Origin of the sequence: Serinicoccus chungangensis, from assembly GCF_001483745.1 — a bacterium.
Taxonomy (GTDB): Bacteria; Actinomycetota; Actinomycetes; order Actinomycetales; family Dermatophilaceae; genus Ornithinicoccus; species Ornithinicoccus chungangensis_A.
The window spans coordinates 259,584-281,733 of record NZ_LQBL01000027.1 but is presented as its reverse complement, the minus strand read 5'-3'; the positions used below and the strand labels follow the sequence as shown (position 1 = coordinate 281,733).

General features: G+C 73.3%; 25 protein-coding genes and 1 tRNA gene. 23 read left to right on the top strand and 3 right to left on the bottom strand.

The window, feature by feature from the left end; all coding sequences use genetic code 11:
* Nucleotides 1–87: 87 nt before the first annotated feature.
* Nucleotides 88–798 (top strand): MBL fold metallo-hydrolase, encoded by a 711-nt coding sequence (locus AVL62_RS08440; RefSeq protein ID WP_058891180.1) that lies wholly within the window; start codon nucleotides 88–90, stop codon nucleotides 796–798.
* A 3-nt stretch (nucleotides 799–801) separates the two neighbouring features.
* On the opposite strand, the gene AVL62_RS08435 is transcribed toward AVL62_RS08440, so the two are convergent.
* On the bottom strand, nucleotides 802–1,500 hold the full coding sequence (locus AVL62_RS08435; protein ID WP_058891248.1) for a GTP pyrophosphokinase: 699 nt from the start codon (nucleotides 1,498–1,500) through the stop codon (nucleotides 802–804).
* Between the two features lie 107 nt (nucleotides 1,501–1,607).
* Between AVL62_RS08435 and hisS the strand changes: the two genes are divergently transcribed.
* Nucleotides 1,608–3,005 carry a histidine--tRNA ligase gene (gene hisS, locus AVL62_RS08430; RefSeq protein ID WP_058891179.1) on the top strand — a complete coding sequence of 466 codons (1,398 nt, stop codon included), beginning with the start codon at nucleotides 1,608–1,610 and terminating at the stop codon, nucleotides 3,003–3,005.
* Nucleotides 3,006–3,176: 171 nt separating this feature from the next.
* On the opposite strand, the gene AVL62_RS08425 is transcribed toward hisS, so the two are convergent.
* Nucleotides 3,177–3,854 (bottom strand): peptidylprolyl isomerase, encoded by a 678-nt coding sequence (locus AVL62_RS08425; protein ID WP_058891178.1) that lies wholly within the window; start codon nucleotides 3,852–3,854, stop codon nucleotides 3,177–3,179.
* Nucleotides 3,855–3,968: 114 nt separating this feature from the next.
* Here AVL62_RS08425 and AVL62_RS08420 point away from each other — a divergent pair, with 114 nt between their 5' ends.
* The 11 genes from AVL62_RS08420 to AVL62_RS08370 all read left to right on the top strand — a co-directional run bounded on the left by AVL62_RS08420 (nucleotide 3,969) and on the right by AVL62_RS08370 (nucleotide 13,038).
* Nucleotides 3,969–4,304: a YerC/YecD family TrpR-related protein gene (locus tag AVL62_RS08420; protein WP_058891177.1), complete on the top strand. Its 336-nt coding sequence runs from the start codon at nucleotides 3,969–3,971 to the stop codon at nucleotides 4,302–4,304.
* A 91-nt stretch (nucleotides 4,305–4,395) separates the two neighbouring features.
* Entirely contained in the window at nucleotides 4,396–5,304 is a 909-nt protein-coding gene (gene hisG, locus AVL62_RS08415) for an ATP phosphoribosyltransferase (RefSeq protein WP_058891176.1), read from the top strand.
* A complete protein-coding gene (gene hisD, locus AVL62_RS08410; protein ID WP_058891175.1) occupies nucleotides 5,301–6,608 on the top strand; it encodes a histidinol dehydrogenase in 1,308 nt (435 codons plus the stop codon). The genes hisG and hisD overlap by 4 nt, the downstream gene beginning before the upstream one ends.
* Nucleotides 6,605–7,762 (top strand): histidinol-phosphate transaminase, encoded by a 1,158-nt coding sequence (hisC, locus tag AVL62_RS08405; protein WP_058891174.1) that lies wholly within the window; start codon nucleotides 6,605–6,607, stop codon nucleotides 7,760–7,762. The genes hisD and hisC overlap by 4 nt, the downstream gene beginning before the upstream one ends.
* Entirely contained in the window at nucleotides 7,759–8,829 is a 1,071-nt protein-coding gene (gene hisB, locus AVL62_RS08400; protein WP_058891173.1) for a bifunctional histidinol-phosphatase/imidazoleglycerol-phosphate dehydratase HisB, read from the top strand. Before hisC ends, hisB begins: the two co-directional genes overlap by 4 nt.
* Complete coding sequence (gene hisH / locus AVL62_RS08395; protein ID WP_058891172.1) at nucleotides 8,826–9,428, top strand: imidazole glycerol phosphate synthase subunit HisH; 603 nt, start codon at nucleotides 8,826–8,828, stop codon at nucleotides 9,426–9,428. Before hisB ends, hisH begins: the two co-directional genes overlap by 4 nt.
* On the top strand, nucleotides 9,425–10,219 hold the full coding sequence (gene hisA / locus AVL62_RS08390; RefSeq protein WP_058891171.1) for a 1-(5-phosphoribosyl)-5-[(5-phosphoribosylamino)methylideneamino]imidazole-4-carboxamide isomerase: 795 nt from the start codon (nucleotides 9,425–9,427) through the stop codon (nucleotides 10,217–10,219). Before hisH ends, hisA begins: the two co-directional genes overlap by 4 nt.
* A complete protein-coding gene (hisF, locus tag AVL62_RS08385) occupies nucleotides 10,216–10,989 on the top strand; it encodes an imidazole glycerol phosphate synthase subunit HisF (protein ID WP_058891170.1) in 774 nt (257 codons plus the stop codon). The genes hisA and hisF overlap by 4 nt, the downstream gene beginning before the upstream one ends.
* Nucleotides 10,986–11,708: a bifunctional phosphoribosyl-AMP cyclohydrolase/phosphoribosyl-ATP diphosphatase HisIE gene (gene hisIE / locus AVL62_RS08380; RefSeq protein WP_235585598.1), complete on the top strand. Its 723-nt coding sequence runs from the start codon at nucleotides 10,986–10,988 to the stop codon at nucleotides 11,706–11,708. The genes hisF and hisIE overlap by 4 nt, the downstream gene beginning before the upstream one ends.
* A 53-nt stretch (nucleotides 11,709–11,761) precedes the next feature.
* Complete coding sequence (locus tag AVL62_RS08375; RefSeq protein ID WP_010146032.1) at nucleotides 11,762–12,022, top strand: hypothetical protein; 261 nt, start codon at nucleotides 11,762–11,764, stop codon at nucleotides 12,020–12,022.
* Nucleotides 12,019–13,038: a Clp protease N-terminal domain-containing protein gene (locus tag AVL62_RS08370; RefSeq protein ID WP_058891169.1), complete on the top strand. Its 1,020-nt coding sequence runs from the start codon at nucleotides 12,019–12,021 to the stop codon at nucleotides 13,036–13,038. The genes AVL62_RS08375 and AVL62_RS08370 overlap by 4 nt, the downstream gene beginning before the upstream one ends.
* 3 nt (nucleotides 13,039–13,041) lie before the next feature.
* Here the strand turns inward: AVL62_RS08370 and AVL62_RS08365 are convergent, their stop codons facing one another.
* Nucleotides 13,042–13,644, bottom strand: coding sequence for a hypothetical protein (locus AVL62_RS08365; protein ID WP_058891168.1), 603 nt, complete (start codon nucleotides 13,642–13,644; stop codon nucleotides 13,042–13,044).
* A gap of 99 nt (nucleotides 13,645–13,743) precedes the next feature.
* Between AVL62_RS08365 and xerD the strand changes: the two genes are divergently transcribed.
* The 10 genes from xerD to AVL62_RS08315 all read left to right on the top strand — a co-directional run bounded on the left by xerD (nucleotide 13,744) and on the right by AVL62_RS08315 (nucleotide 22,078).
* Nucleotides 13,744–14,727 carry a site-specific tyrosine recombinase XerD gene (gene xerD, locus AVL62_RS08360; protein ID WP_058891167.1) on the top strand — a complete coding sequence of 328 codons (984 nt, stop codon included), beginning with the start codon at nucleotides 13,744–13,746 and terminating at the stop codon, nucleotides 14,725–14,727.
* A gap of 155 nt (nucleotides 14,728–14,882) precedes the next feature.
* Nucleotides 14,883–15,767 carry a ParA family protein gene (locus AVL62_RS08355; protein WP_058891166.1) on the top strand — a complete coding sequence of 295 codons (885 nt, stop codon included), beginning with the start codon at nucleotides 14,883–14,885 and terminating at the stop codon, nucleotides 15,765–15,767.
* An 11-nt stretch (nucleotides 15,768–15,778) separates the two neighbouring features.
* Nucleotides 15,779–16,657 (top strand): segregation and condensation protein A, encoded by an 879-nt coding sequence (locus AVL62_RS08350; protein WP_058891165.1) that lies wholly within the window; start codon nucleotides 15,779–15,781, stop codon nucleotides 16,655–16,657.
* Nucleotides 16,641–17,246 (top strand): SMC-Scp complex subunit ScpB, encoded by a 606-nt coding sequence (gene scpB / locus AVL62_RS08345; protein ID WP_058891164.1) that lies wholly within the window; start codon nucleotides 16,641–16,643, stop codon nucleotides 17,244–17,246. The genes AVL62_RS08350 and scpB overlap by 17 nt, the downstream gene beginning before the upstream one ends.
* Nucleotides 17,243–18,223 (top strand): pseudouridine synthase, encoded by a 981-nt coding sequence (locus AVL62_RS08340; RefSeq protein WP_058891163.1) that lies wholly within the window; start codon nucleotides 17,243–17,245, stop codon nucleotides 18,221–18,223. Before scpB ends, AVL62_RS08340 begins: the two co-directional genes overlap by 4 nt.
* Before the next feature lie 68 nt (nucleotides 18,224–18,291).
* On the top strand, nucleotides 18,292–19,026 hold the full coding sequence (gene cmk / locus AVL62_RS08335) for a (d)CMP kinase (protein ID WP_058891162.1): 735 nt from the start codon (nucleotides 18,292–18,294) through the stop codon (nucleotides 19,024–19,026).
* A gap of 14 nt (nucleotides 19,027–19,040) precedes the next feature.
* Complete coding sequence (locus AVL62_RS08330; RefSeq protein ID WP_058891161.1) at nucleotides 19,041–19,910, top strand: sulfurtransferase; 870 nt, start codon at nucleotides 19,041–19,043, stop codon at nucleotides 19,908–19,910.
* A gap of 3 nt (nucleotides 19,911–19,913) precedes the next feature.
* Nucleotides 19,914–20,402, top strand: coding sequence for a SufE family protein (locus AVL62_RS08325; RefSeq protein WP_058891160.1), 489 nt, complete (start codon nucleotides 19,914–19,916; stop codon nucleotides 20,400–20,402).
* Nucleotides 20,399–21,928, top strand: a complete 1,530-nt coding sequence (der, locus tag AVL62_RS08320) for a ribosome biogenesis GTPase Der (protein ID WP_235585597.1) — start codon at nucleotides 20,399–20,401, stop codon at nucleotides 21,926–21,928. Before AVL62_RS08325 ends, der begins: the two co-directional genes overlap by 4 nt.
* Before the next feature lie 76 nt (nucleotides 21,929–22,004).
* Nucleotides 22,005–22,078: transfer RNA gene (locus AVL62_RS08315), tRNA-Pro, on the top strand.
* Nucleotides 22,079–22,150: the final 72 nt, after the last annotated feature.

Genomic DNA, 22,150 nt, shown 5'->3' with positions numbered 1-22,150 from the left:
ACATGGCGTTGACGCCTCGACCCTACCCAACGCGCCCGGGTGCGGCCGGGACGAGGTCGGACGGCGACGGTGCGTAGGGTCGTTCCCATGTTCGTCCGCAGCATCGTCGCCGACGCCTTCGGCACCAACTGCTACGTCGTGGCCCCCGCCGAGGGGGAGGAGTGCGTCGTCGTCGACCCCGGGATCGGCGTCGAGCGACGGGTGCAGGACCTCCTCGCCGAGCACCGGCTGCGTCCGGCCGCGGTCCTGCTCACGCACGGTCACCTGGACCACGTGTATGCCGTGACCCCGGTCTGCGCGGGGACCACCGCGGTGAGCCCCTACATCCACGCGGACGACCGCTACCGCCTGCGCGACCCGCTGTCCTCCCTGGGCCCGGAGCTGGTCCTGGCCCTGGAGCAGCAGTTCGGCCGCCGCGCGACCTGGACCGAGCCCGAGGACGTGGTCGAGCTGGCCGACGCGCAGGACCTGGAGATCGCCGGTCTGCGGATCGGGGTGGTCCACGCCCCGGGCCACACCGAGGGCTCGGTGCTGTTCACCACCGCGGGGGTGCCGGACGGCATACCGGCGCAGGAGCTGGACCGGACGGTGATCTCCGGGGACGTCCTCTTCGCCGGCTCGATCGGTCGGACCGACCTGCCGGGCGGCGACGGGGCCGCGATGCGGCGCAGCCTGCGCGACGTCGTGCTCCCGCTGGCCGACTCCTCGCTCGTGCTCCCCGGCCACGGACCGGCCACGACGATGGCGCGGGAGCGGGCCACCAACCCCCACCTCGCCGGGCTCTCGCCCCGCGGCTGAGGACTACGCCCGCGCGTCGGGGCCGGCGCCGTGCAGCTCGCGGTGCAGCCGCTGCATCCGGGCGTCCAGCTCGGCGGCGCTGGTCGCGGCGTCCTTGAGCTCGGTCAGCAGCCCCTCGGGCACGTTGCCGTCGTACTTGTAGTGGATCTTGTGCTCGGTGCTGGCCCAGAAGTCCATGGCGATCGTGCGCAGCTGGACCTCGACGGGCACGTCGACCCGGCCGGTGGACAGGAAGACCGGGATCTCGACGATGGCGTGCAGGCTGGCGTAGCCGTTCTCCTTCGGCTCGGCGATGTAGTCCGACACCCGGCGGATGGTCAGGTCGTCCTGCTGGGTCAGCAGGTCGAAGATGCGGTAGGCGTCGGTGACGAAGCTGCACGAGACCCGGATGCCCGCGATGTCGGTGATCTCGCGCCGGATGGTTTCGAGGTCGAGGTTCAGCCCGCGCCGCAGCACCTTCTCGCGCAGGCTGTCCGGCGACTTCACCCGGCTGGAGACGTGCTCGATGGGGTTGTAGTCGTGCATGTGGGCGAACTCGTCGCGCAGGATCTCGATCTTGGTCTCGACCTCCCGCAGCCCGAACTCGTACTCCAGCAGGAAGCGCTGGAGCTGCCCGCCCACCTCGCGCAGCTGGGCGGGCGTGATGCCGCCCTCCGCGGCCAGGGCGAGGGAGGGCGACTCGGCGGCGGCAGCGGTGCTCATGGCCTCCACTATGCCTCGGGTCGGCCTCCCGTGCCCGTGCCCGTGTCGTGCCCGTGTCGTGCCACGGGGCGGCGGGGGCACGGCATACCGCTCGATAGACTCCTGCGGTGATCTCCCCGCGCACGCCCTCCGGTGTCCTCGAGCTGCTGCCGCCCGAGCAGGTCGCCTTCCAGAGGATGCTGGACGCGATCCGCTCCGGCTACGAGCGGTTCGGCTTCCTGCCGATCGAGACGCCGGTCTTCGAGCGCTCCGACGTGCTGCTCACCAAGACCGGCGGGGAGACCGAGCGGCAGGTCTACTTCGTGCAGTCCACCGGGGCGCTGGAGAAGGCCCGGGCCGACGGGGGCGACCAGACGCTGCCGGACCTGGCGCTGCGCTTCGACCTGACGGTGCCCCTCGCGCGCTACGTCGCGGAGCACGAGCACCAGCTGACCTTCCCGTTCCGGCGCTACCAGATGCAGCGCGTCTACCGTGGGGAGCGGCCACAGCGGGGACGGTTCCGCGAGTTCTACCAGTGCGACGTCGACATCATCGGCTCCGGCGAGCTGTCGGTCCGCCACGACGCCGAGGCACCCGCGATCATCAACGCGATCTTCACCGACCTCGCGATCGGCACCTTCACCATCCAGATCAACAACCGTCGGCTCCTGCGCGGCTTCTACGAGGACCTCGGCATCACCGACGCCGAGGTCCAGGCCGCCGTGCTGCGGGAGGTCGACAAGCTCGACAAGCGGGGCGCGGACTACCTGCGGACCACGCTGACCGGGGAGGGGTTCGGGCTGTCCGAGGAGGTCGTCGAGCGCATCCTGGCCTTCGTGCAGACCCGCTCGACGGGCCACGACGACGCGCTGGACCGGCTGGCGCAGGTCGAGGCGGCGTCGAGCGGCAGCAGCGCCCTGGCCGAGGGGGTGGCCGAGCTGCGCGAGGTCCTCGCCCTGGTTCGCGCGCTGGGTGTCCCGGAGGACAACTACTGCCTCAACTTCTCCATCGCGCGCGGCCTGGACTACTACACCGGGACCGTCTACGAGACGACCCTGGACGAGCACCCCGAGCTCGGCTCGATCTGCTCCGGCGGGCGCTACGACGACCTGGCCGGGCAGTACACGAGGTCGCGCCTGCCCGGGGTCGGCATCTCCATCGGGCTGTCCCGGCTGTTCTGGCAGCTGCGCGAGGCCGGTCTCATCGACGCCTCGGCCGGGGAGTCGACCGTGCAGGTCCTTGTGCCGCAGGTCGACCCCGAGCTGCTCGACGACCAGCTCGCGCTGGCCTCCCAGCTGCGGCACGGCGGCATCAACACCGAGGCGGTCCTCGACGGCGGCAAGCTCGGCAAGCAGCTGCGGTATGCCGACCGCGCCGGCATCCGCTTCGTCGCCCTGCTGGGGGCGCAGGAGGTCGCCGACGGCACGGTGACCCTCAAGGACCTGCGCCGCCAGGACCAGTTCACCGTCCCGCGGGACGAGGTCGTCAGCGCGCTGCGGGTCGAGCTGGCCCAGCCCCTGGTCTGAGGCGGGCCCGTCGCGCGTCCGGTGCCTACGGACGACGCGTCCGGTGTGTGCGGACTACGTGTCCGGTGTGTTCGGACTAGGTGTTCGGTGTAGGCGGACGACGCGTCCGGTGCGTACGGACGACGCGTCCGGTGTGTGCGGACGACGCGTCCGGTGCGGGGGAGGGTGCGGTCAGCCGTCGACGGTGACGGACAGGATGCTGATGGGCTGGGCGGGGGCACCGTCGCCGCCGCCGGTGTCGGTGCCCTCGGCGGCGATCGCCTCGACGATGTCCAGGCCGTCGGTGACCTGCCCGAAGATGCTGTAGCCGCCGCCCTCCACGGGCAGCTGGGTGTCGTCGTAGACGACGAAGAACTGGCCGCCGTTGCTGTCCGGGTCCTGGGTGCGGGCCATCGCGAGGGTCCCGGGCGGGTACATCCCGGTCTCCGGGGCGTTCTCGATGCCGTAGCCGTAGCCGGGGCTGCCCTGCCCGGTGCCCGTCGGGTCGCCGCACTGCAGCACGTAGATCCCGCTCGTGGTGAGCCGGTGGCACGGGCTGTCCTGCCAGTAGCCCTCCTCCGCGAGGAAGGCGAAGGACGCGACCGTCTGGGGCGCCTGCTCGGCATACAGCTCCAGCTGCACCTCCCCGCACGTGGTCTCCACGGTCGCGGTGAGCGGCTCCGTCCCGTTCACCGGCTCGGGAAGGTCCTGCGGGCCGTAGGTCGTGACGTCGGCCGGCGGCTCCGGAGCCTCGTCGCACGACAGGGGCGCCGGGGACTCCTCGGCCGCATCGCCCGGGTCGGCGGTCCCGCCTCCGCAGGCGGTGAGCAGGAGGAGGCTGGCAGCGAGGGGCGCGAGTCGGCGGTGCACCCGGGCATCCTCGCACGGCGCTTTGGGAGAGCCGGCAGGAGCGTGTTAGCGTGATAACACGTTGATACACCCGTGGCGGGTCGAGCCCGCCACGTCGAGACCGGGAGGACGCCAGTGAAGCAGCGGGACACCCACGGCTCCGCCGTCGCCACCCGCGCGCGCGTGCGGGCGGACCTCGCCGACGTCCTCGCGGCCCTGCGGGACCCTGCGTCCGTGGACGCCTTCCTCGACGACCTGTGCACCCCGGCCGAGATCGAGGCCCTGGCCGACCGCTGGTCGGTCGTGCCCCTGCTCGCCGAGGGTATGTCGTACCGCCAGATCCACGACGTCACCGGCGTGAGCGTGACGACGGTCGGGCGGATCGCCCGCTGCGTGGAGGGCGGCGCCGGCGGCTACCGTGCCGCCCTGGAGCATCGTCGACCGCATCCGGCGTCCGCCCCTCCCGCCTGAGGCGCCCGACGGCGTGCGCCGCCCCCGGCACCAGCCCCACCTCCCCAGCACCACGACGGTGCGGGAGCCCTGATCCTCCCGAAAGGCCCTGATGACCCCGCCTGCCCAGCCCCGCGAGCGCCTGCGCGTGGCGATCCAGAAGTCCGGCCGCCTGGGCGACCCGGCCCGCGAGCTGCTCGCCTCCTGCGGGCTGACCTGGCGGGAGAGCCGGGACCGGCTGTTCTGCTACGGCGAGAGCCTGCCGGTCGACCTGCTGCTGGTCCGCGACGACGACATCCCCGGGCTCATCGCCGACGGCGTGTGCGACCTCGGGATCGTGGGGCGCAACGTGCTCGTCGAGCACGGCCTGGCCCGGGAGGCCCAGGGGCGGGGCGTGGAGCTCACCGAGTGGCGCCAGCTGGGGTGGGGCACCTGCCGCCTCGACATCGCCATCGACGAGGAGCAGGAGTGGACCGGCCCGGAGCAGCTGGCCGGACTGCGGATCGCCACGTCCTACCCGCACACCCTGGGCCGCTGGCTGGCCGAGCAGGGCGTGCAGGCCGAGCCGGTCGTGCTCAACGGCTCGGTCGAGATCGCCCCGCGGCTGGGCCAGGCCGACGTCGTCTGCGACCTCGTCTCCACCGGCGGCACCCTGCGGGCCAACCAGCTCACCCCCGTCACGACGATCCTGCACAGCGAGGCCGTCATCGCCGGCCCTGGGCACCAGCTCGACGACGGGCGGCAGGAGATCGCCGACCTCCTGCTGCGGCGGCTCGACGGGGCGGTCCAGCTCAAGGAGTCGCGGCTGCTCCTGCTGCGCGTCGAGCGCGAGCTGCTCGACCGGGTCCTGCCGCTGCTGCCCGGCGGTCACGAGCCGACGGTCACGGCGGTCGAGGGCCGCGACGAGGTCGCGCTGCAGATGCTCGTGCACGGCCCGGTCTCGTGGGCCAAGCTCGAGGACCTCAAGCGCGAGGGCGCCCACAACCTCATGGTGCTGCCGGTCGAGGGGATGCTCGCATGAACGTTCTCACCTGGGACGAGCTCGACGACACCCAGCGCGCCGAGGCGCTGCGCCGGGGCACCGCGGCCGCGGGCCCCGAGGTCACCGCTGGCGTCACCGACATCCTCGCGCAGGTGCGCGAGCGTGGCGACGACGCGCTGCGCGAGCTCACCGCCCGCCTGGACGGCGCGACCGTGGCCGACCTGCGGGTCACGCCGCAGGAGCGGGACACCGCCGCCGCGGCGCTGGACGCCGACCTGCGCGCGGCGATCACCGAGGCCGCCGGACGCATCCGCACCTTCCACGAGGCCGGCATGCAGCAGGGGTATGCCGTCGAGACGGCTCCCGGGGTCGTGTGCGAGCGGGTGGTGCGCCCGATCCGCCGGGTCGGGCTCTACGTCCCCGCCGGGTCAGCGCCGCTGCCCTCGACCGCGCTGATGCTCGGTGTGCCCGCGCAGCTCGCCGGCTGCCCGGAGGTGGTGCTCTGCACGCCGCCGCGCCCGGACGGCACCGCCGACCCGGCCGTGCTCGCGGCCGCCGCCGAGTGCGGCATCGAGCAGATCTACCTCGTCGGCGGGGCCCAGGCGATCGCGGCGATGGCCTACGGCACCGAGACCGTCCCGGCGTGCGACAAGCTCTTCGGTCCCGGCAACGCCTGGGTCACCGAGGCCAAGCGGCAGGTCAGCACGGCCGAGGGCGGGCCGGGCATCGACCTGCCGGCCGGTCCCTCGGAGGTCCTGGTCATCGCGGACGCCGGGGCGGACGCCGAGTTCGTGGCCGCCGACCTGCTGTCCCAGGCCGAGCACGGCCCGGACAGCCAGGTCGTCCTACTCACCGACTCAAGGGCGCTGGCCGTGGCGGTCGCGACCCAGGTGGAGGAGCAGGTGGAGAGCCTGCCGCGCGCCGACATCGCCCGCAAGGCGCTCGCGTCCTCCCGCCTCGTCGTCACCCCCGACCTGGCCACAGCTGTCGAGGTGTCCAACGACTACGCCCCCGAGCACCTCATCCTCGCCCTGCGCGACGCGTCGGACTGGGTGCCGCGCATCGACCGGGCCGGGTCGGTCTTCCTCGGCGACCACACCCCGGAGACGCTCGGCGACTACTGCTCCGGCACCAACCACGTGCTGCCCACCGCGGGTGCCGCGCGCTTCACCGGCGGCGTCAACGTCGGCGCCTTCCAGATCGCCATGACCGTGCAGCGCGCCACGCCGCAGGGCCTGGCCGCCGTCGGCCCGTGCGCCGTGACGCTCTCCGAGGCCGAGTCGCTGCACGCCCACCAGCGCGCGGTCACGCGCCGTCTCGCCCGCACCCAGGGGCAGCCGTGACCACCCGCGGCGACACCACCTTCCCGGCGCACCTGGTGCGCCCGGACCTGCGCGACTTCGCGGGGTACTCCTCGGCCCGCACGAGCGCGCCCACGGGCATACCGGACCGCATCTGGCTCAACGCCAACGAGTCCGGGGTCGCCAGCCCCGCGGACAGCGGCGGCGTGTCCCGGCGCTACCCGGACCCGCAGCCGGCCGCGCTGGTCGAGGCCTTCGCCGACCTGTGGGCGACTACCCCGGACCGGGTCGTGGTCGGCCGCGGCAGCGACGAGGCGATCGAGCTGCTCGTGCGCAGCCTGTGCCGCCCCGGCGGTGACGGCGTCGTCGTGACCTCGCCGACGTTCGGGATGTATACCGTCTCCGCGCGGCTGCACGGCGTGCCGGTGACCGACGTGCCCCAGACCGACGACGGCCTGCGCTGGCGGGTCGACACCGCCGCCGTCGCGCGGGCGGCCCGGGAGCACGGCGCCCGCCTGGTCTTCGTGGCCTCGCCGGGCAACCCCACCGGCTCGGTCGTCCCGCTGCGCGAGATCGCCGCGCTCGCCGAGGAGCTGGCCGACCAGGCGGTCGTCGTCGTGGACGAGGCCTACGGCGAGTTCGCGCAGCAGCGCTCGGCGATCACCCTGCTCGAGGAGCACCCCACCCTCGTCGTGCTGCGCACCCTCTCCAAGGCGCACGCCCTCGCCGGGGCCCGGGTCGGCATCGCGCTGGCCCACCCGGACCTGGTGGTCGTCCTGCGGCGGGTGCAGGCGCCCTACCCGCTGCCCGCGCCGGTCACCGAGCTCGCGCTGCGGGCCCTGTCCGAGGACGTCCTGCACGCCACTGCGCAGCACGTCGGCGAAGTCCTGCGGCTGCGTGACCAGGTCGGCCGCTGGCTGCGCGACCTCGACGACGTGCGCACGGTCTACGCCAGCGAGGCCAACTTCTTCCTGGTGCGGTGCGACGACCCTGACGCCCTGCTGCATACCCTGGGCGCCGCCGGCATCGTGGTCCGCGACATGCGCCACCTGCCGGGCCTGCACGACGCCCTGCGCATCACCATCGGCACCGGCCCCGAGATGGCCGCCCTGCGCGAGGCGCTGACCGCGTCATCGAGCCCCACCACCAGCACGGACATCAGCACCGACACCAGCACCGAGGAGAGCCCCGCATGAGCCCCCGCCCGATCTGCTTCGTCGACCGCGACGGCACGATCATCGCCGAGCCGGAGGACCACCAGATCGACGCGCTGGACAAGCTGGCGCTCGTCGACGGCGTGATCCCGGCGCTGCTGCGCATCCAGGGGGCGGGCTTCGACCTCGTCATGGTGAGCAACCAGGACGGCCTGGGCACGGAGTCCTTCCCGACCGAGGACTTCGAGGGCCCGCAGCAGTTCCTGCTGCAGCTGCTCGCCAGCCAGGGCATCACCTTCCGGGACGTCTTCGTCGATCCGCACCACGGCGGTCCGGAGGCGCCGTGGACCCGCAAGCCGGGCATCGGGATGGTCGCGCACCTGCTCAAGGACCGGGGTGTCGACTGGGAGCGCTCGGTCATGGTCGGCGACCGGTCGACCGACCGCGAGTTCGGCGACAACCTCGGCATCCGCACCTACCTGCTGCCCGAGGTCGACTGGGCGCAGGTCGCGCACGAGCTCGCCGACGCCCCGCGCACCGCCCGGGTGGAGCGGGCCACCTCCGAGACCAGCATCGTCGTCGAGGTCGACCTCGACGCGACCGGCGGCAGCGAGATCTCCACCGGGATCGGCTTCTACGACCACATGCTCGACCAGCTCGCCAAGCACGGCGGCTTCCGGATGCGGGTCGACTGCCAGGGCGACCTGCACATCGACGACCACCACACGGTCGAGGACGTCGCCCTCGCGGTCGGCGAGGCGATCCGCACCGCCCTCGGCGACAAGCGCGGCATCGGCCGCTACGGCTTCACCCTGCCCATGGACGAGGCGCAGGCCACCGCGGCGCTCGACCTGTCCGGACGGCCCTACTTCGCCTACGACGGCACCTTCGAGCGGGAGAGCGTCGGCGACTTCTCCACCGAGATGGTCGAGCACTTCTGGCGCTCCTTCGCCGACGCCATGCGGTGCACCCTGCACCTGTCGGTGACCGGAAGCAACACCCACCACATGATCGAGGTCGGCTTCAAGGCGGTCGCGCGGGCGTTGCGGATGGGGATCTCCCGGCAGGGGGACTCCGCCGAGCTGCCCTCGACGAAGGGCGTCCTGTGAGGGTCGCGCTCGTCGACGGGGGCGGCACCAACATCGGCTCGGTGAGCTACGCCCTGGAGCGCCTCGGCGCGACCAGCCGGCTCACCGCCGACCCCGCCGACATCCTCGCCGCCGACCGCGTCATCCTGCCCGGGGTGGGCGCGGCCGGGGCGGGTATGCGCCGGCTGCGTGAGCTGGGGCTCGTCGACGTGCTCGGCCAGGTGCAGGCGCCGCTGCTCGGGGTCTGCCTCGGGATGCAGCTGCTCTTCGAGCGCTCCGCGGAGGACGGCGGGGTGGCGACCCTGGGCCTCGTCCCGGGCGAGGTGGTCGGCATACCGGCCTCTGCGCAGGTGCGGGTGCCGCACATGGGGTGGAACTCCCTCACCGGCATCGTCGACGACCCGTTGCTCACCGGGATCGAGGAGGGCGAGCGGGCCTACTTCGTGCACTCCTACGCCGCGCCCACCGGGCCGCACACCCTCGCCTCGACCGACCACGGCGGCAGCTGGAGCGCCGTGGTGCGCTCCGGTCTGCGGTGGGGTGCGCAGTTCCACCCGGAGAGGTCCTCGTCGCTCGGCGCGCGGCTTCTGCGAAACTTTCTCGTGGAGGTCGATCGATGACGCCTGACCTTCGCACCGACACCGGAGAGATCCCCGTGACCCAGAGCGGCCCGTTCACCGTCTATCCCGCCATCGACGTGCGTGGCGGCGCCGTCGTGCGCCTGCACAAGGGCGACTACGACCAGGAGACCCGCTACACCGACAACCCGGTGGCGGTCGCCGAGAACTACGCCCGCTCCGGCGCCGCCTGGCTGCACCTCGTCGACCTCGACGCGGCCCGCGCCGGCGGCTACACCCTCATCGACACGCTCACCACGGTCGTCGAGACCACCGGTCTGCGGGTGCAGACCGGGGGCGGCGTGCGCAGCAGCGACGACGTGCAGCAGCTGCTCGACGCCGGCGCGGAGCGGGTCGTCGTCGGGTCGCTCGCGGTCCGCGAGCCGCAGACGGTCCGCGGCTGGCTGGACCGCTTCGGGCCCGACCGCATCACCGTGGCGCTCGACACCCGCATCGGCGAGGACGGGCGGTGGGTGCTGCCCACCTCGGGCTGGACCTCGGTGGGGGAGCAGGACCTCACGACCACGCTCCACGACTACCACAGCTCCGGTCTGCGGCACGTGCTGTGCACCGACATCGGCCGGGACGGCACGCTGTCCGGCCCCAACTTCCACCTCTACACCATGCTCACCCGCTCCAACCCGGCCCTGCAGATCCAGGCCTCGGGCGGGGCCCGGTCGGTCGACGACGTCCGCGCCGCCAAGCGGCAGGGGTGCGCGGGGATCATCCTCGGCAAGGCGCTCCTCGAGGGCCGCCTCACCGTCGCCGACGCGATGCTGGAGGAGCAGGTATGACGCTCGCCCGCCGGATCCTCCCGTGCCTGGACGTGCGCGAGGGTCGGGTCGTCAAGGGCACCCGCTTCCGCGACCACCGGGACATGGGCGACATCGTCGAGCTCGCGCAGCGGTATGCCGCCTCGGGCGCCGACGAGCTCGTGTTCTACGACATCACCGCGAGCCCCGAGGGGCGCGGTGTCGACGTCGGCTGGGTCGAGCGGGTGGCGCGCGCCATCGACATCCCGTTCTGCGTCGCCGGTGGCATCCGCTCCGTGGAGACCGCCCGGGCCGTCCTGCACGCCGGGGCGGACAAGGTGTCGGTCAACACTCCCGCCACGCAGCGCCCGGAGCTCGTCGGGGAGCTCGCGGAGGCCTTCGGGGTGCAGTGCGTCGTCGTCGGGGTCGACAGCCTGCGCGACGAGGACGGCCACTGGCGGATTCGTCAGTTCACCGGCAACCCGGACGCCACCCGCGCCCTGGAGGTGACCACGCTGGACTGGGTGCGCCGCGTCGTCGACCTCGGCGCGGGCGAGGTCGTGCTCAACTGCATGGGCTCCGACGGCGTGCGGGAAGGCTACGACCTGGAACAGCTGGCCGCCGTTCGCGAGGTGTGCCCGGTGCCGCTGGTGGCCAGCGGCGGCGCCGGCGCCACCCAGCACTTCATCGACGTCTTCGCCGAGGCGGACGTCGACGGGGCCCTGGCCGCCACGGTCTTCCACGACGGCTCCATCCCCATCCCCTCCCTCAAGCAGAGCCTGGCCGCCGCCGGGATCGAGGTGCGCGCATGACCACCACCCCGCCCCCGTCCCCCGACCGGGCGTCGCAGATGGTTGCTCCTGACCCCGACCGGGCGTCGCAGATGGTCGCTCCCGATGCCCACCGAGCGCCGCAGATGGTCGACTTCGCCGTCGAGGACGTCGACTTCAGCAAGCTCGGCGAGCCCGGTCTCGTCCCCGGCGTCGTGCAGCACGCCCGCACCCGACAGGTCCTCATGGTCGGGTTCCTCGACGAGCAGGCCCTGCGCACGACGCTCGAGACCGGCCTGGCCACCTTCTGGAGCCGCAGCCGGGGTGCGCAGTGGACCAAGGGGGAGACGAGCGGCAACGTGCTCGCCGTCGAGCGTGTCGAGCTGGACTGCGACCGCGACACCCTGCTGCTGCACGCCATACCGACCGGCCCGACGTGCCACACCGGAGAGCCGACCTGCTTCGATCCCGGCGCGCAGCCGGGGTCCTTCGTGCACGAGCTCGACGAGGTCGTGGAGACCCGGGCGCAGGAGCGTCCCGAGGGGTCCTACACCACCAGCCTCTTCGAGTGCGGCGTGCGGCGAATCGCCCAGAAGGTCGGTGAGGAGGGCGTCGAGACGGCGCTGGCCGCTGTCGCCCAGGACGACGAGGCGCTGCTGGGGGAGTCGGCCGACCTCGTCTACCACCTCCTCGTACTCCTCCGCTCCCGCGACCTCGGCCTCGGCGACGTCGAGCGGGTGCTGCGCGAGCGCCACGGCTGAGCTCATCGTCAACCAGGGTTGACACTCGACCGCTGTCAACCTACGTTGACGGTATGACGTTTCCGCTCCTCGATCTCGGGCAGGCGGCCCGCGCTGCCTCCGAGACCGGTGAGCCGGCCGCAGCGCTGCGCGCCGCGGCCCGGCTGCGTCAGCTGACCGAGGCGGTCGAGCTCCGGCAGGTGGAGGCGGCCCTCGAGGCCGGCCTGTCGTGGGCCCAGATCGCCGACTGCCTGGGCGTCACGCGCCAGGCGGCGCACAAACGCTTCCGGTCGCGGGTGCGCCCGGACCTGGTGAAGGGGAGTCGATCTCGATGACCGCATGGCGCTCCACCCTCTGGCTCGCACAGACGTCCTGGCAGGAGTGCGCGCACCTCGGCCACCGGGAGATCGACGTCGAGCACGTCTTCCTCGCGACGCTGCAGGACGAGGGGGTGTCGAGGGTCCTGCTGCCCCACGGCGTCGACGCCGAGGGGACGCGGGCGGCGGTGGGCGAGGTGCTCCGGGCCCAGGTGGACGCGCTCGGCGTCGAGACGGCCGCGCTGACCTCGCCCCCGCGTCGCGCCCCGCAGGACCTGCACCACGGTGCCGTGGGCACCCTGCCGGTCACGCCGCGCGCCCGTGAGCTGATGCGGGTCACCACCTCGGTCGCCGGCCTCGCGGCCCGGCTCGTCGGGGAGCCCAGCGGCACCGTCCGGGGGCTCCTGCTGCACCAGGGCGCCGACCCCGACCAGGTCGCCGCCGACCTCGAAAACCATGGCGACGCGCCCGACCCGAGTCTCGACGTCAGCACCCTGCCGGGGATCGGTGAGCTGGACGGCATACCGGTCCTGGCCCGGCGGGCGACCCGGTTGCTCACCGGTGACCTGCAGTCGCTCTGGCCACGCGTCGGCACGGCCGCGGGGACGAAGCCCTGGCTGAGCCTGTCGCCGAGCGCCACCGCCCGCTCGGAGACGACGATCACCGACAGCCTCTCCCGCTCGCGGGTCATGCCGTGGCGGGGCCCGGGCACCCTGACCCGCGAGCGCGTCTTCGTCCACGCGCCGTCGGACGGGGCCGCTGGCATCGCGCTGTGGCAGTCCTCGTGGGACCTGCGCGTGTGGGGACGGCGACGGTCGGGCCCGGGGACGTTCCACCACGTCCGGCTGGTCCCCGAGGTCCGGGGCACCCGCGTGGAGCTCGTCTCCGGGGTGGTGCGTCAGCCTGACCAGCGGCGCAGCCTGCTCGCCGCCCCGCTGCGACCGGCGGTCGCTGCCGGCCTGGCGATCGCCAACCGCAACGCGCTCTACCAGCTCGGCCTGCTGTGCGACGCGTCGCCCGCGACAGGGGAGTGAGCCTCAGCGGCTGCGCAGGCCGACCCTGGCCAGCTCGAGGTCGGCGAGCGCGCGGACGGCCTCCGGGTCGCCGGAACGCCACGCCCCTACGGGGTCGGGGTGCAGCTCCTGCAGCCGACGCGGGTCCTGGTGCACCAGCGCCCGCAGCGCGAGCAGTTGCTGCGACTGCGGATCGGCGACCTCGCGGCCCAGGGCACGCGCCCGCCGCACCCAGGCGACCCGCAGCGCGGCCCAGACGAGGAGCACGAGCAGGATGGGGGTGCCGGCCGACAGCAGGCTCACCAGCCAGGCGACTGTCCGGACCCCGCTCTCCAGGCGGTCACCGGCGCTGACCAGGTCCGTCCCCACGCCGGCGGCGCCTGTGAAGGGCGCGTCCAGCTGGTCACCGACCAGCGGGATCTCGATCACCCGGCCCGCGACCTCGGTCATCCGCGACTCGAGCCCGGTGCCGGCCGAGCGCAAGGGGTCGGCCGGGGCGGCGAGCGTCATGACCAGACCGAAGACCCACCGCCCGACGAGGACCCAGAGGACGACCCAGCCGAGGACGAGCAGGTCGGCGACGACCTGGCGGGAGCGGCGGGCGGGAGCATCGGCATACCAGCGCATGGGGGCAGTCTCCTCCCACCTGCACCGGACGCGCGGGGGGAGCGCACCGGACGCGCGTCGGGCGACGTCCACGGGCCGCGACCTGAGAGGATCGAGTCCGTGACCACGCCCACCGCCCAGAGCACCCGGCGCAGCCCGTTGACGCGCGCGGCCGGTGACTGGCTGGACCACCTGAGGGTGGAGCGGGGCCGGTCGGAGCACACGCTGCGCGCCTACCGCCGCGACCTGGACCGCTACCTGCGCTACCTGGACGGGGTGGGCGTGCGGACGCCCGAGGAGGTGCGTGAGCACGACGTGGCCGGTTTCCTGGCCCACCTGCGCACCGGCGACGAGGAGCACCAGCCCCTCGCGGCGACGTCCGCGGCGCGGGCGGTCGTGGCGGTGCGTGGCCTGCACACCTTCCTCGCGGTGGAGGGGCAGGTGGCGGACGACCCCGCCCGGGAGGTCACCCCGCCCACGCCGCCCCGTCGGCTGCCCAAGGCGCTGACCGTGCACGACGTGGAGCGGCTGCTGCAGGCGGCCGCCGTGGGGGACACACCGGCCGCGCTGCGGGACCGGGCGCTGCTGGAGGTGCTCTACGGGTGCGGGGCTCGGGTGAGCGAGGCCATCGCCCTCGACGTGGACGACCTGGAGCTGGGGCGGGCGGACGAGGGGGGCGGGGTGGTGCGACTGTTCGGCAAGGGCCGCAAGGAACGGGTCGTGCCCCTCGGCCGCTACGCGCGGGACGCCCTCGACTCCTGGCTGGTCCGGGGCAGACCGGCCCTCGCTCGGGGTGGCACGGGGACGCCGGCGGTCTTCGTCAACGCCCGTGGCGGGCGGCTCTCCCGCCAGTCGGCGTGGACCGCGATCCGGGCCGCCGCCGAGCGGGCGGACCTGCGGGGCGAGATCTCTCCGCACACCCTCCGCCACTCCTTCGCCACCCACCTGCTGGACGGAGGCGCGGACGTGCGCGTCGTGCAGGAGCTCCTCGGGCACGCGTCGGTCGCGACGACCCAGATCTACACCCATGTGTCGACGCAGCACCTGCGCGAGGTGTATGCCCAGGCCCACCCCCGTGCTCGTCGCGCCCCGGGGGCTGGCTGACCGCCGCCGCCGTGCCGACCGCCCACCCCCCCCAGGCGCGAAGTCTGGACCTCAGGTCGAGGTGGAGGCAGATGGCCCTCATCTGGAGCGGTGGATTAGGGTCGGACCGATCGGCGGGACGCCGACCACGACCACCACGCACCTGGAGAGACCACGTGACCCACGACCGGCTGCCCGGTACCGAGACCTCGGGCGTGGGGCAGACGGGCCCCACCGGCCGCCCGTTGCCCGACTTCGCCGTCCCCCCGCCGCTGGCCAGCCACGGCCCGGCCCGCGTCATCGCGATGTGCAACCAGAAGGGCGGCGTCGGCAAGACCACCACGACGATCAACCTGGGTGCGGCGCTGGCGGAGTACGGCCGCAAGGTGCTCATGGTCGACTTCGACCCGCAGGGCGCGCTCTCCGTCGGCTTCGGGGTCCGGGCCCATGACCTCGACGTCACCATCTACAACCTGCTCGTCGAGCGCGGGCACGACGTGCGCGACGTCATCCAGCCGACCCGGGTCCCCGGCATCGACATCCTGCCGACCAACATCGACCTGTCGGCCGCCGAGGTGCAGCTCGTGGGCGAGGTCGCGCGCGAGCAGGTCCTGGCACGAGTCCTGCGCCCGGTGCTCGACGACTACGACGTGGTGTTCATCGACTGCCAGCCCTCGCTGGGCCTGCTGACCGTCAACGCCCTCACCGCCGCGCACGGGGTGATCATCCCGCTCGAGACCGAGTTCTTCGCCATGCGCGGGGTCGCCCTGCTCATCGAGACGATCGAGAAGATCACCGACCGGCTCAACCCGCGTCTGGAGGTCGACGGCATCCTCGCCACGATGTACGACGGCCGCACCCTGCACTCGCGCGAGGTCGTCCGCAGCGTGGTCGACCACTTCGGCGACACCGTCTTCCACACCGTCATCAGCCGCACGGTGAAGTTCCCGGACGCCACGCTCGCGGCTGAGCCGATCACGACCTACGCCAGCACGCACTCGGGCGCGGAGGCCTACCGCCAGCTCGCGCGCGAGCTCGTCTCCCGCGGCGGCGCACCCTGAGCGAGGTGGGTATGCCGCCCGCCACCAGCGCCAGGCCCGAGACGCCGGGCGGGGTGCTGGTGTCGGGGCGGGCCGGGTTCGAGGTCCACCTCGACGTCTTCTCCGGCCCCTTCGAGCTGTTGCTGGGCCTCATCGCCAAGCACCGGCTGGACGTCACCGAGATCGCCCTGGCCCGGGTCACCGACGAGTTCGTCGCCTACCTCCGGGCGGCCCAGGAGGGGGAGGGGGAGTGGGACCTGTCGCAGGCGAGCGAGTTCGTGCTCATCGCCGCGACCCTGCTCGACCTCAAGGCCGCCCGGCTGCTGCCCAGCGCGCGCGAGGACGACGAGGAGGACCTCGCCCTCATCGAGGCGCGGGACCTGCTCTTCGCCCGGTTGCTGCAGTACCGCGCCTTCAAGCAGGTCGCCGACGAGCTGCGGCTGCAGATGGAGGGCAAGGGCCGCATCTTCGCCCGGGACGTCGGGGTCGAGGAGCGCTTCGCCTCGCTGCTGCCCGAGCTCGTGCTGACGATCACCCCCGAGCAGCTGGCGATGATCGCGGGCCGCGCCATGATCCCGAAGCCGCCGCCCACGGTCGGCGTCGAGCACCTGCACGCCGCCCAGGTGTCGGTGCGCGAGCAGGCCTCGATCGTCGTGTCCCGGTTGCGCGCGCGCGGCAGCGCGAGCTTCCGGGAGCTGGTCGCCGACGCCGACTCGACGCTGGTCATCGTGGCCCGCTTCCTCTCCCTCCTGGAGCTCTTCCGCGACACCGTGGTCGCGCTGGAGCAGGACGAGGCGCTGGGGGAGCTGACCGTGCGCTGGACCGGCCCGGAGGGCGGCGACGTCGCCGCGGTGGGCGCGGAGTTCGACGAGCAGCCCGACGAGGAGGTGGCCGATGAGCCGACCCGATGAGGAGCAGGAGCAGCCCGGCGTCGACGTGCGCAGCCTGCCCGGAGGGGTGCGCTCGGCCGTCGAGGCCGTCCTCATGGTCATCGACGAGCCGGTCACCGAGGAGGCGCTGGCCGGCGCCCTGGAGCTGCCGCTGGACGAGGTCGGTGCGGCGCTCGACGCGCTCGCCCAGGAGTATGCCGAGGGTCAGCGAGGGTTCATGCTGCGCCGGCTGGGTGGGGGGTGGCGCATCTACAGCCGCCCGGAATACGCACCGGTGGTCGAGCGGTTCCTCCTGGGAGGCCAGCAGGCGCGGCTGACCCAGGCCGCCCTGGAGACCCTGGCGGTCATCGCCTACAGGCAGCCCATCAGCCGGGCCCGGATCGGCGCCATCCGCGGCGTGAACGTGGACGGTGTCGTGCGGACCCTGCTGGCCCGGGGCATGGTGACCGAGGTCGGGCAGGACCCGACCGGTGGTGCGGTGCTCTACGGCACGACCGACCTGTTCCTGCAGCGGATGGGCCTGGACAGCCTGGACGAGCTGCCGGCCCTGGCCCCCTATCTCCCCTCGGCCGAGGTGCTCGAGGAGCTCGCATCGGAAGGACTCGCATGAGCAACGGCAAGCAGCAGCGCCCCGGATCCCGTGGCGGTGGCACGGGCGCACCTCGTGGGGGCGGTCGATCCGGAGGCGGTCGCTCCGGCGGCGGTCGCTCCGGAGGCGGCCGCTCCGGCGGACGTGGCGCCGGCCCCGGCGTCCCCGCCCAGGGAGGTGGCGCCGGCCCCCGCCGGGCCGGGGGCAGCCGGCCCCCGCGCCGCCGCCGGCCCAGCACCCCGCCGGACCCGGCGTCCCGCGACGTCCACAGCCCGGAGGGCGTGCGCCTGCAGAAGCTGCTGGCCGGCGCCGGCTTCGGCAGCCGCCGGGCCTGCGAGAAGCTCATCGAGGAGGGCCGCGTCGAGGTCGACGGGCAGGTCGTGGTCGAGCTGGGCGTCCGCGTGGACCCCTCCAGGCAGACCGTCCACGTCGACGGCGACCGCGTCGTCGTGGACACCGACAAGGTCTACCTCGCCTTCAACAAGCCGGCCGGGGTCGTCTCCACCATGGAGGACGACGAGGGGCGCCCCTGCCTGACCGACTACGTCGGCCACCTGTCCCAGCGGCTCTTCCACGTCGGGCGCCTGGACGTCGACACCGAGGGCCTGCTGCTGCTCACCAATGACGGCGACCTCGCGCACAAGCTGCAGCACCCGGCCTACGGCGTCCCCAAGACCTACGTCGCCCAGGTGCACGGCGTCGTCGGACCCGGTGTCGGCAAGCAGCTGCGCGACGGCGTCCAGCTGGAGGACGGGCTGGCCAGGGCCGACAGCTTCCGCCTCGTCGACGACATCCCGGGCCACTCCATCATCGAGGTCGTGCTGCACGAGGGCCGCAAGCACATCGTGCGTCGGATGATGGAGGAGGTCGGCTACCCCGTCGAGGCCCTCTCCCGCGTCCAGATCGGGCCGATCCGGCTCGCCGAGCTGCGTCCGGGCAAGTACCGCGCGCTCTCCGCCGAGGAGGTCGCGCAGCTCTACCGCTCGGCGGGGGAGTAGGGCGGGGACGGCCGGGTGCGCCGAGCGACCGATGCGGGACATCCTGGTCCGGCCGTTAGGCTGGAGGCGTGCCGCACACCCCCCTCACCATCGCCATCGACGGACCCAGCGGGTCCGGTAAGTCCTCCGTGTCCAGGGCGGTGGCGAGGGAGCTGGGCCTGGCCTACCTGGACACCGGCGCGATGTACCGCGCGCTGGCGTGGCACTGCCTCGAGCAGGGCCTGGACCTGGACGACGGGGAGGCCGTGACCCAGGCCGCGCGCGACCTGCCCCTGGACGTGCCGACCGACCCCGACGGCCAGAGCGTCACGGTGGGCGGCACGGACGTCACCGGCGCGATCCGCGAGCAGCGGGTCACCGAGCAGGTGTCCGCCGTCGCGACCAACCTGGACGTGCGGGCCGAGCTGCGCCGCCGGCAGCGGGAGGTCATCGGCGCCCAGCGCGAGGAGCGTGGCGGCATCGTCGCCGAGGGCCGCGACATCACCACCGTCGTCGCACCGGACGCCGAGCACCGCGTGCTGCTGACGGCCTCGGAGGAGGCCCGTCTGGCGCGGCGGTCCACCGAGCTGCACGGGGGCGCCGACGCCGACCAGGTGGCCGCCACCCGCGACCAGATCGTCCGCCGCGACGAGCAGGACTCCACCGTCAGCGCCTTCATGGAAGCCGCGGACGGGGTCGTGACGTTGGACACCTCAGACCTGACCTTCGACGAGGTCGTCGCGGCCGTGCTCGCCCTGGTCCGGGGCGAGGTCGTGGCGCAGACCGAGCCGCAGGCACCGCACACTCCCGACCCCGACGCGTGAGGAGCACCCAGAACATGAGCACGAGCACGAGCACCAACGACAAGATCCAGGCCTACGCCCACCCCGAGCGGCTGGTCACCACCGCGTGGCTGGCCGAGCACCTGGACGACGAGGGCGTGGTCGTCCTGGAGTCCGACGAGGACGTCCTGCTCTACGACACCGGGCACGTCCCCGGCGCCCGGAAGCTGGACTGGCACACCGACCTCAACGACCCTCTGACGCGGGACTACGTCGACGGCGAGCGGTTCGCGCAGGTGATGTCCGAGCGGGGCATCGCCCGCGACACCACGGTCGTCATCTACGGTGACAAGTCCAACTGGTGGGCGGCCTACGCCCTGTGGGTGCTGACCCTGTTCGGCCACGAGGACGTGCGGCTGCTCGACGGGGGCCGGGCCAAGTGGGTCGAGGAGGGCCGCGAGCTCACCACCGACGTGCCCGAGGTCACCCCCGTCGACTACCCCGTCGTGGACCGCGACGACAGCGCCGTGCGGGCGTTCAAGGCCGACGTGCTCGACCACCTCGGCCAGCCCCTGGTCGACGTGCGTTCACCGGGGGAGTTCTCCGGCGAGCTGCTGCACATGCCGGACTACCCCCAGGAGGGCGCCATGCGGGGCGGGCACATCCCGGGCGCCAGGTCCGTGCCGTGGGCCCGCGCGGCCAACGAGGACGGCACCTTCCGCTCGCGGGAGGAGCTCGAGGCCCTCTACCTCGAGGAGCAGGGGCTGTCCGCGTCGGACGACGTCGTCGCCTACTGCCGGATCGGCGAGCGCTCCAGCCACACCTGGTTCGTCCTGACCCACCTGCTGGGCTTCGAGAAGGTGCGCAACTACGACGGCAGCTGGACCGAGTGGGGCAACTCCGTCGGCGTGCCCGTGGAGCGGTGAGGTATGCCTGAGGACACCGAGCGCACCGACCTGCCCGAGGCGATGGCCGAGCTCGCCGAGGACTTCCACGCGGTGAGCCAGCCCGAGCGGCTGCAGCTGCTGCTGGAGCTCTCGCGCGAGCTGCCGGCGCTGCCCGAGCGCTACGACGGCAGCCTGGACACCATGGAGCGGGTCGACGAGTGCCAGTCGCCGCTCTTCCTCGCGGTCGAGGTCGAGGGTGACCCGGAGCACACCGTCCGGCTGTTCTTCGACGCCCCGCCCGAGGCACCCACCACCCGCGGCTTCGCGGGGATCCTCCACGAGAGCCTGGACGGGCTGCCGGCCCGGCAGGTGCTCGACGTGCCCGACGACGCGCCCTACCGGTTCGGTCTCGCCGAGGCGGTCTCGCCGCTGCGCATGCGGGGCATGGTCGGCATGCTGGGCCGGATCAAGCGGCAGGTGCGGCTGCGCGACGACGCCCGTACCGCCGAGTCCGAGCAGGGGAGCGCATGAGCGGGCCGCAGGACGACGGGGACGTCGAGGTCGAGTGGACCGCCGGTGACCCCGACGGGCTGCCCGACCTGGAGCCCAGCGAGCAGGACGAGGCGCTGGAGCAGGCGCTGCGGGCGGGGCTCGTCGACTTCGAGCTCTCCGAGGAGGACCAGGCGCTGGTCGAGCGCGGCGAGCTCCCGGAGGACGAGGAGTCCGCTGCGGGCGGCCGCCCGGTCGTGGCGATCGTCGGCCGCCCCAACGTCGGCAAGTCCAGCCTGGTCAACCGGATCATCGGGCGCCGCGAGGCGGTCGTCGAGGACGTCCCCGGCGTCACCCGTGACCGGGTCGCCTACGACGCGGAGTGGTCCGGTCGGCGGTTCACCGTCGTGGACACCGGCGGCTGGGAGGTCGACGCGCGGGGCATCCACCTGCGGGTCGCCGAGCAGGCCGAGGTCGCCGTGGAGCTGGCCGACGCGGTGATGTTCGTCGTCGACGCCACGGTCGGCGCGACCGACACCGACGAGCAGGTGGTCCGGCTGCTGCGGCGCTCGGGCAAGCCGGTCGTGCTGGTCGCCAACAAGGTCGACGACCAGCGCTTCGAGGCGGACGCGGCGATGCTGTGGAGCCTGGGCCTGGGGCAGCCGTGGCCGGTGTCCGCCCTGCACGGGCGCGGGTCCGGTGACGTCCTCGACGCGCTGCTCGACGTGCTGCCGGAGACCTCGGCGGTGGCCGGGGTCGGCGAGCGCGGCGGACCGCGACGGGTCGCTCTCGTCGGGCGCCCCAACGTCGGCAAGTCCTCGTTGCTCAACAAGCTGGCCGGGACCGACCGGGTCGTCGTCGACGACGTGGCCGGGACCACCCGCGACCCGGTCGACGAGCTCATCGAGCTCGGTGACGACGGGAGGGTATGGCGCTTCGTCGACACCGCGGGCATCCGCCGGCGGGTGCACCAGACGCGGGGGGCCGACTTCTACGCCTCGCTGCGCACCCAGGCCGCGCTGGAGAAGGCCGAGGTGGCCGTCGTCCTGGTGGACGTCTCCGAGCCCATCGCCGAGCAGGACATCCGGGTCATCCAGCAGGTCGTGGATGCCGGGCGGGCGCTGGTGGTGGCCTACAACAAGTGGGACACCCTGGACGAGGAGCGGCGCTACTACCTCGAGCGGGAGATCGAGCGCGAGCTGGTCCAGATCACCTGGGCCCCACGGGTCAACATCTCCGCGGCCACCGGGCGCAACGTCGCCAAGCTCGTGCCCGCGCTCGACACGGCGCTGGCCTCCTGGGACCGACGGATCCCCACGGCCCGGCTCAACGCCTTCCTCGGGGAGGTCGTGGCCGGGCACCCGCACCCGGTGCGCAGCGGCAAGCAGCCGAGGGTGCTGTTCGCGACCCAGGCCGACACCCGCCCACCGAAGTTCGTCATCTTCGCCTCGGGCTTCATCGAGGCGGGGTACCGGCGGTTCCTGGAGCGTCGGCTGCGGGAGCAGTTCGGCTTCGCCGGGACCCCGATCGAGATCTCGGTGCGGGTGCGGGAGAAGCGCCGCCGCTGACCCACCCGGGGATTGGGTCAGCCGGGCACCGATGGGCTAACCTGATCCTCGCCCAGCCGGGCGGACAACAGAACAACGGGATGTGGCGCAGCTTGGTAGCGCACTTGACTGGGGGTCAAGGGGTCGCAGGTTCAAATCCTGTCATCCCGACGAAAAGCCCTGGTGAGAGGTTCTCTCTCGCCAGGGCTTCGTCGTGTCCGGGGCCTGTCGGACGGGTGACAG

What these genes read in the sequence shown, in the direction of transcription:
- AVL62_RS08330 (WP_058891161.1), top strand. Translation starts at nt 19,041, where the DNA reads ATGAGCACGAGCACGAGCACCAACGACAAGATCCAGGCCTACGCCCAC.
- AVL62_RS08440 (WP_058891180.1), top strand. Translation starts at nt 88, where the DNA reads ATGTTCGTCCGCAGCATCGTCGCCGACGCCTTCGGCACCAACTGCTAC.
- AVL62_RS08370 (WP_058891169.1), top strand. Translation starts at nt 12,019, where the DNA reads ATGACCGCATGGCGCTCCACCCTCTGGCTCGCACAGACGTCCTGGCAG.
- hisD (WP_058891175.1), top strand. Translation starts at nt 5,301, where the DNA reads ATGAACGTTCTCACCTGGGACGAGCTCGACGACACCCAGCGCGCCGAG.
- hisB (WP_058891173.1), top strand. Translation starts at nt 7,759, where the DNA reads ATGAGCCCCCGCCCGATCTGCTTCGTCGACCGCGACGGCACGATCATC.
- hisF (WP_058891170.1), top strand. Translation starts at nt 10,216, where the DNA reads ATGACGCTCGCCCGCCGGATCCTCCCGTGCCTGGACGTGCGCGAGGGT.
- AVL62_RS08340 (WP_058891163.1), top strand. Translation starts at nt 17,243, where the DNA reads ATGAGCAACGGCAAGCAGCAGCGCCCCGGATCCCGTGGCGGTGGCACG.
- scpB (WP_058891164.1), top strand. Translation starts at nt 16,641, where the DNA reads ATGAGCCGACCCGATGAGGAGCAGGAGCAGCCCGGCGTCGACGTGCGC.
- AVL62_RS08325 (WP_058891160.1), top strand. Translation starts at nt 19,914, where the DNA reads ATGCCTGAGGACACCGAGCGCACCGACCTGCCCGAGGCGATGGCCGAG.
- hisG (WP_058891176.1), top strand. Translation starts at nt 4,396, where the DNA reads ATGACCCCGCCTGCCCAGCCCCGCGAGCGCCTGCGCGTGGCGATCCAG.
- hisIE (WP_235585598.1), top strand. Translation starts at nt 10,986, where the DNA reads ATGACCACCACCCCGCCCCCGTCCCCCGACCGGGCGTCGCAGATGGTT.
- AVL62_RS08435 (WP_058891248.1), bottom strand. Translation starts at nt 1,500, where the DNA reads ATGAGCACCGCTGCCGCCGCCGAGTCGCCCTCCCTCGCCCTGGCCGCG.
- AVL62_RS08375 (WP_010146032.1), top strand. Translation starts at nt 11,762, where the DNA reads ATGACGTTTCCGCTCCTCGATCTCGGGCAGGCGGCCCGCGCTGCCTCC.
- AVL62_RS08350 (WP_058891165.1), top strand. Translation starts at nt 15,779, where the DNA reads ATGCCGCCCGCCACCAGCGCCAGGCCCGAGACGCCGGGCGGGGTGCTG.
- hisA (WP_058891171.1), top strand. Translation starts at nt 9,425, where the DNA reads ATGACGCCTGACCTTCGCACCGACACCGGAGAGATCCCCGTGACCCAG.
- AVL62_RS08365 (WP_058891168.1), bottom strand. Translation starts at nt 13,644, where the DNA reads ATGCGCTGGTATGCCGATGCTCCCGCCCGCCGCTCCCGCCAGGTCGTC.
- der (WP_235585597.1), top strand. Translation starts at nt 20,399, where the DNA reads ATGAGCGGGCCGCAGGACGACGGGGACGTCGAGGTCGAGTGGACCGCC.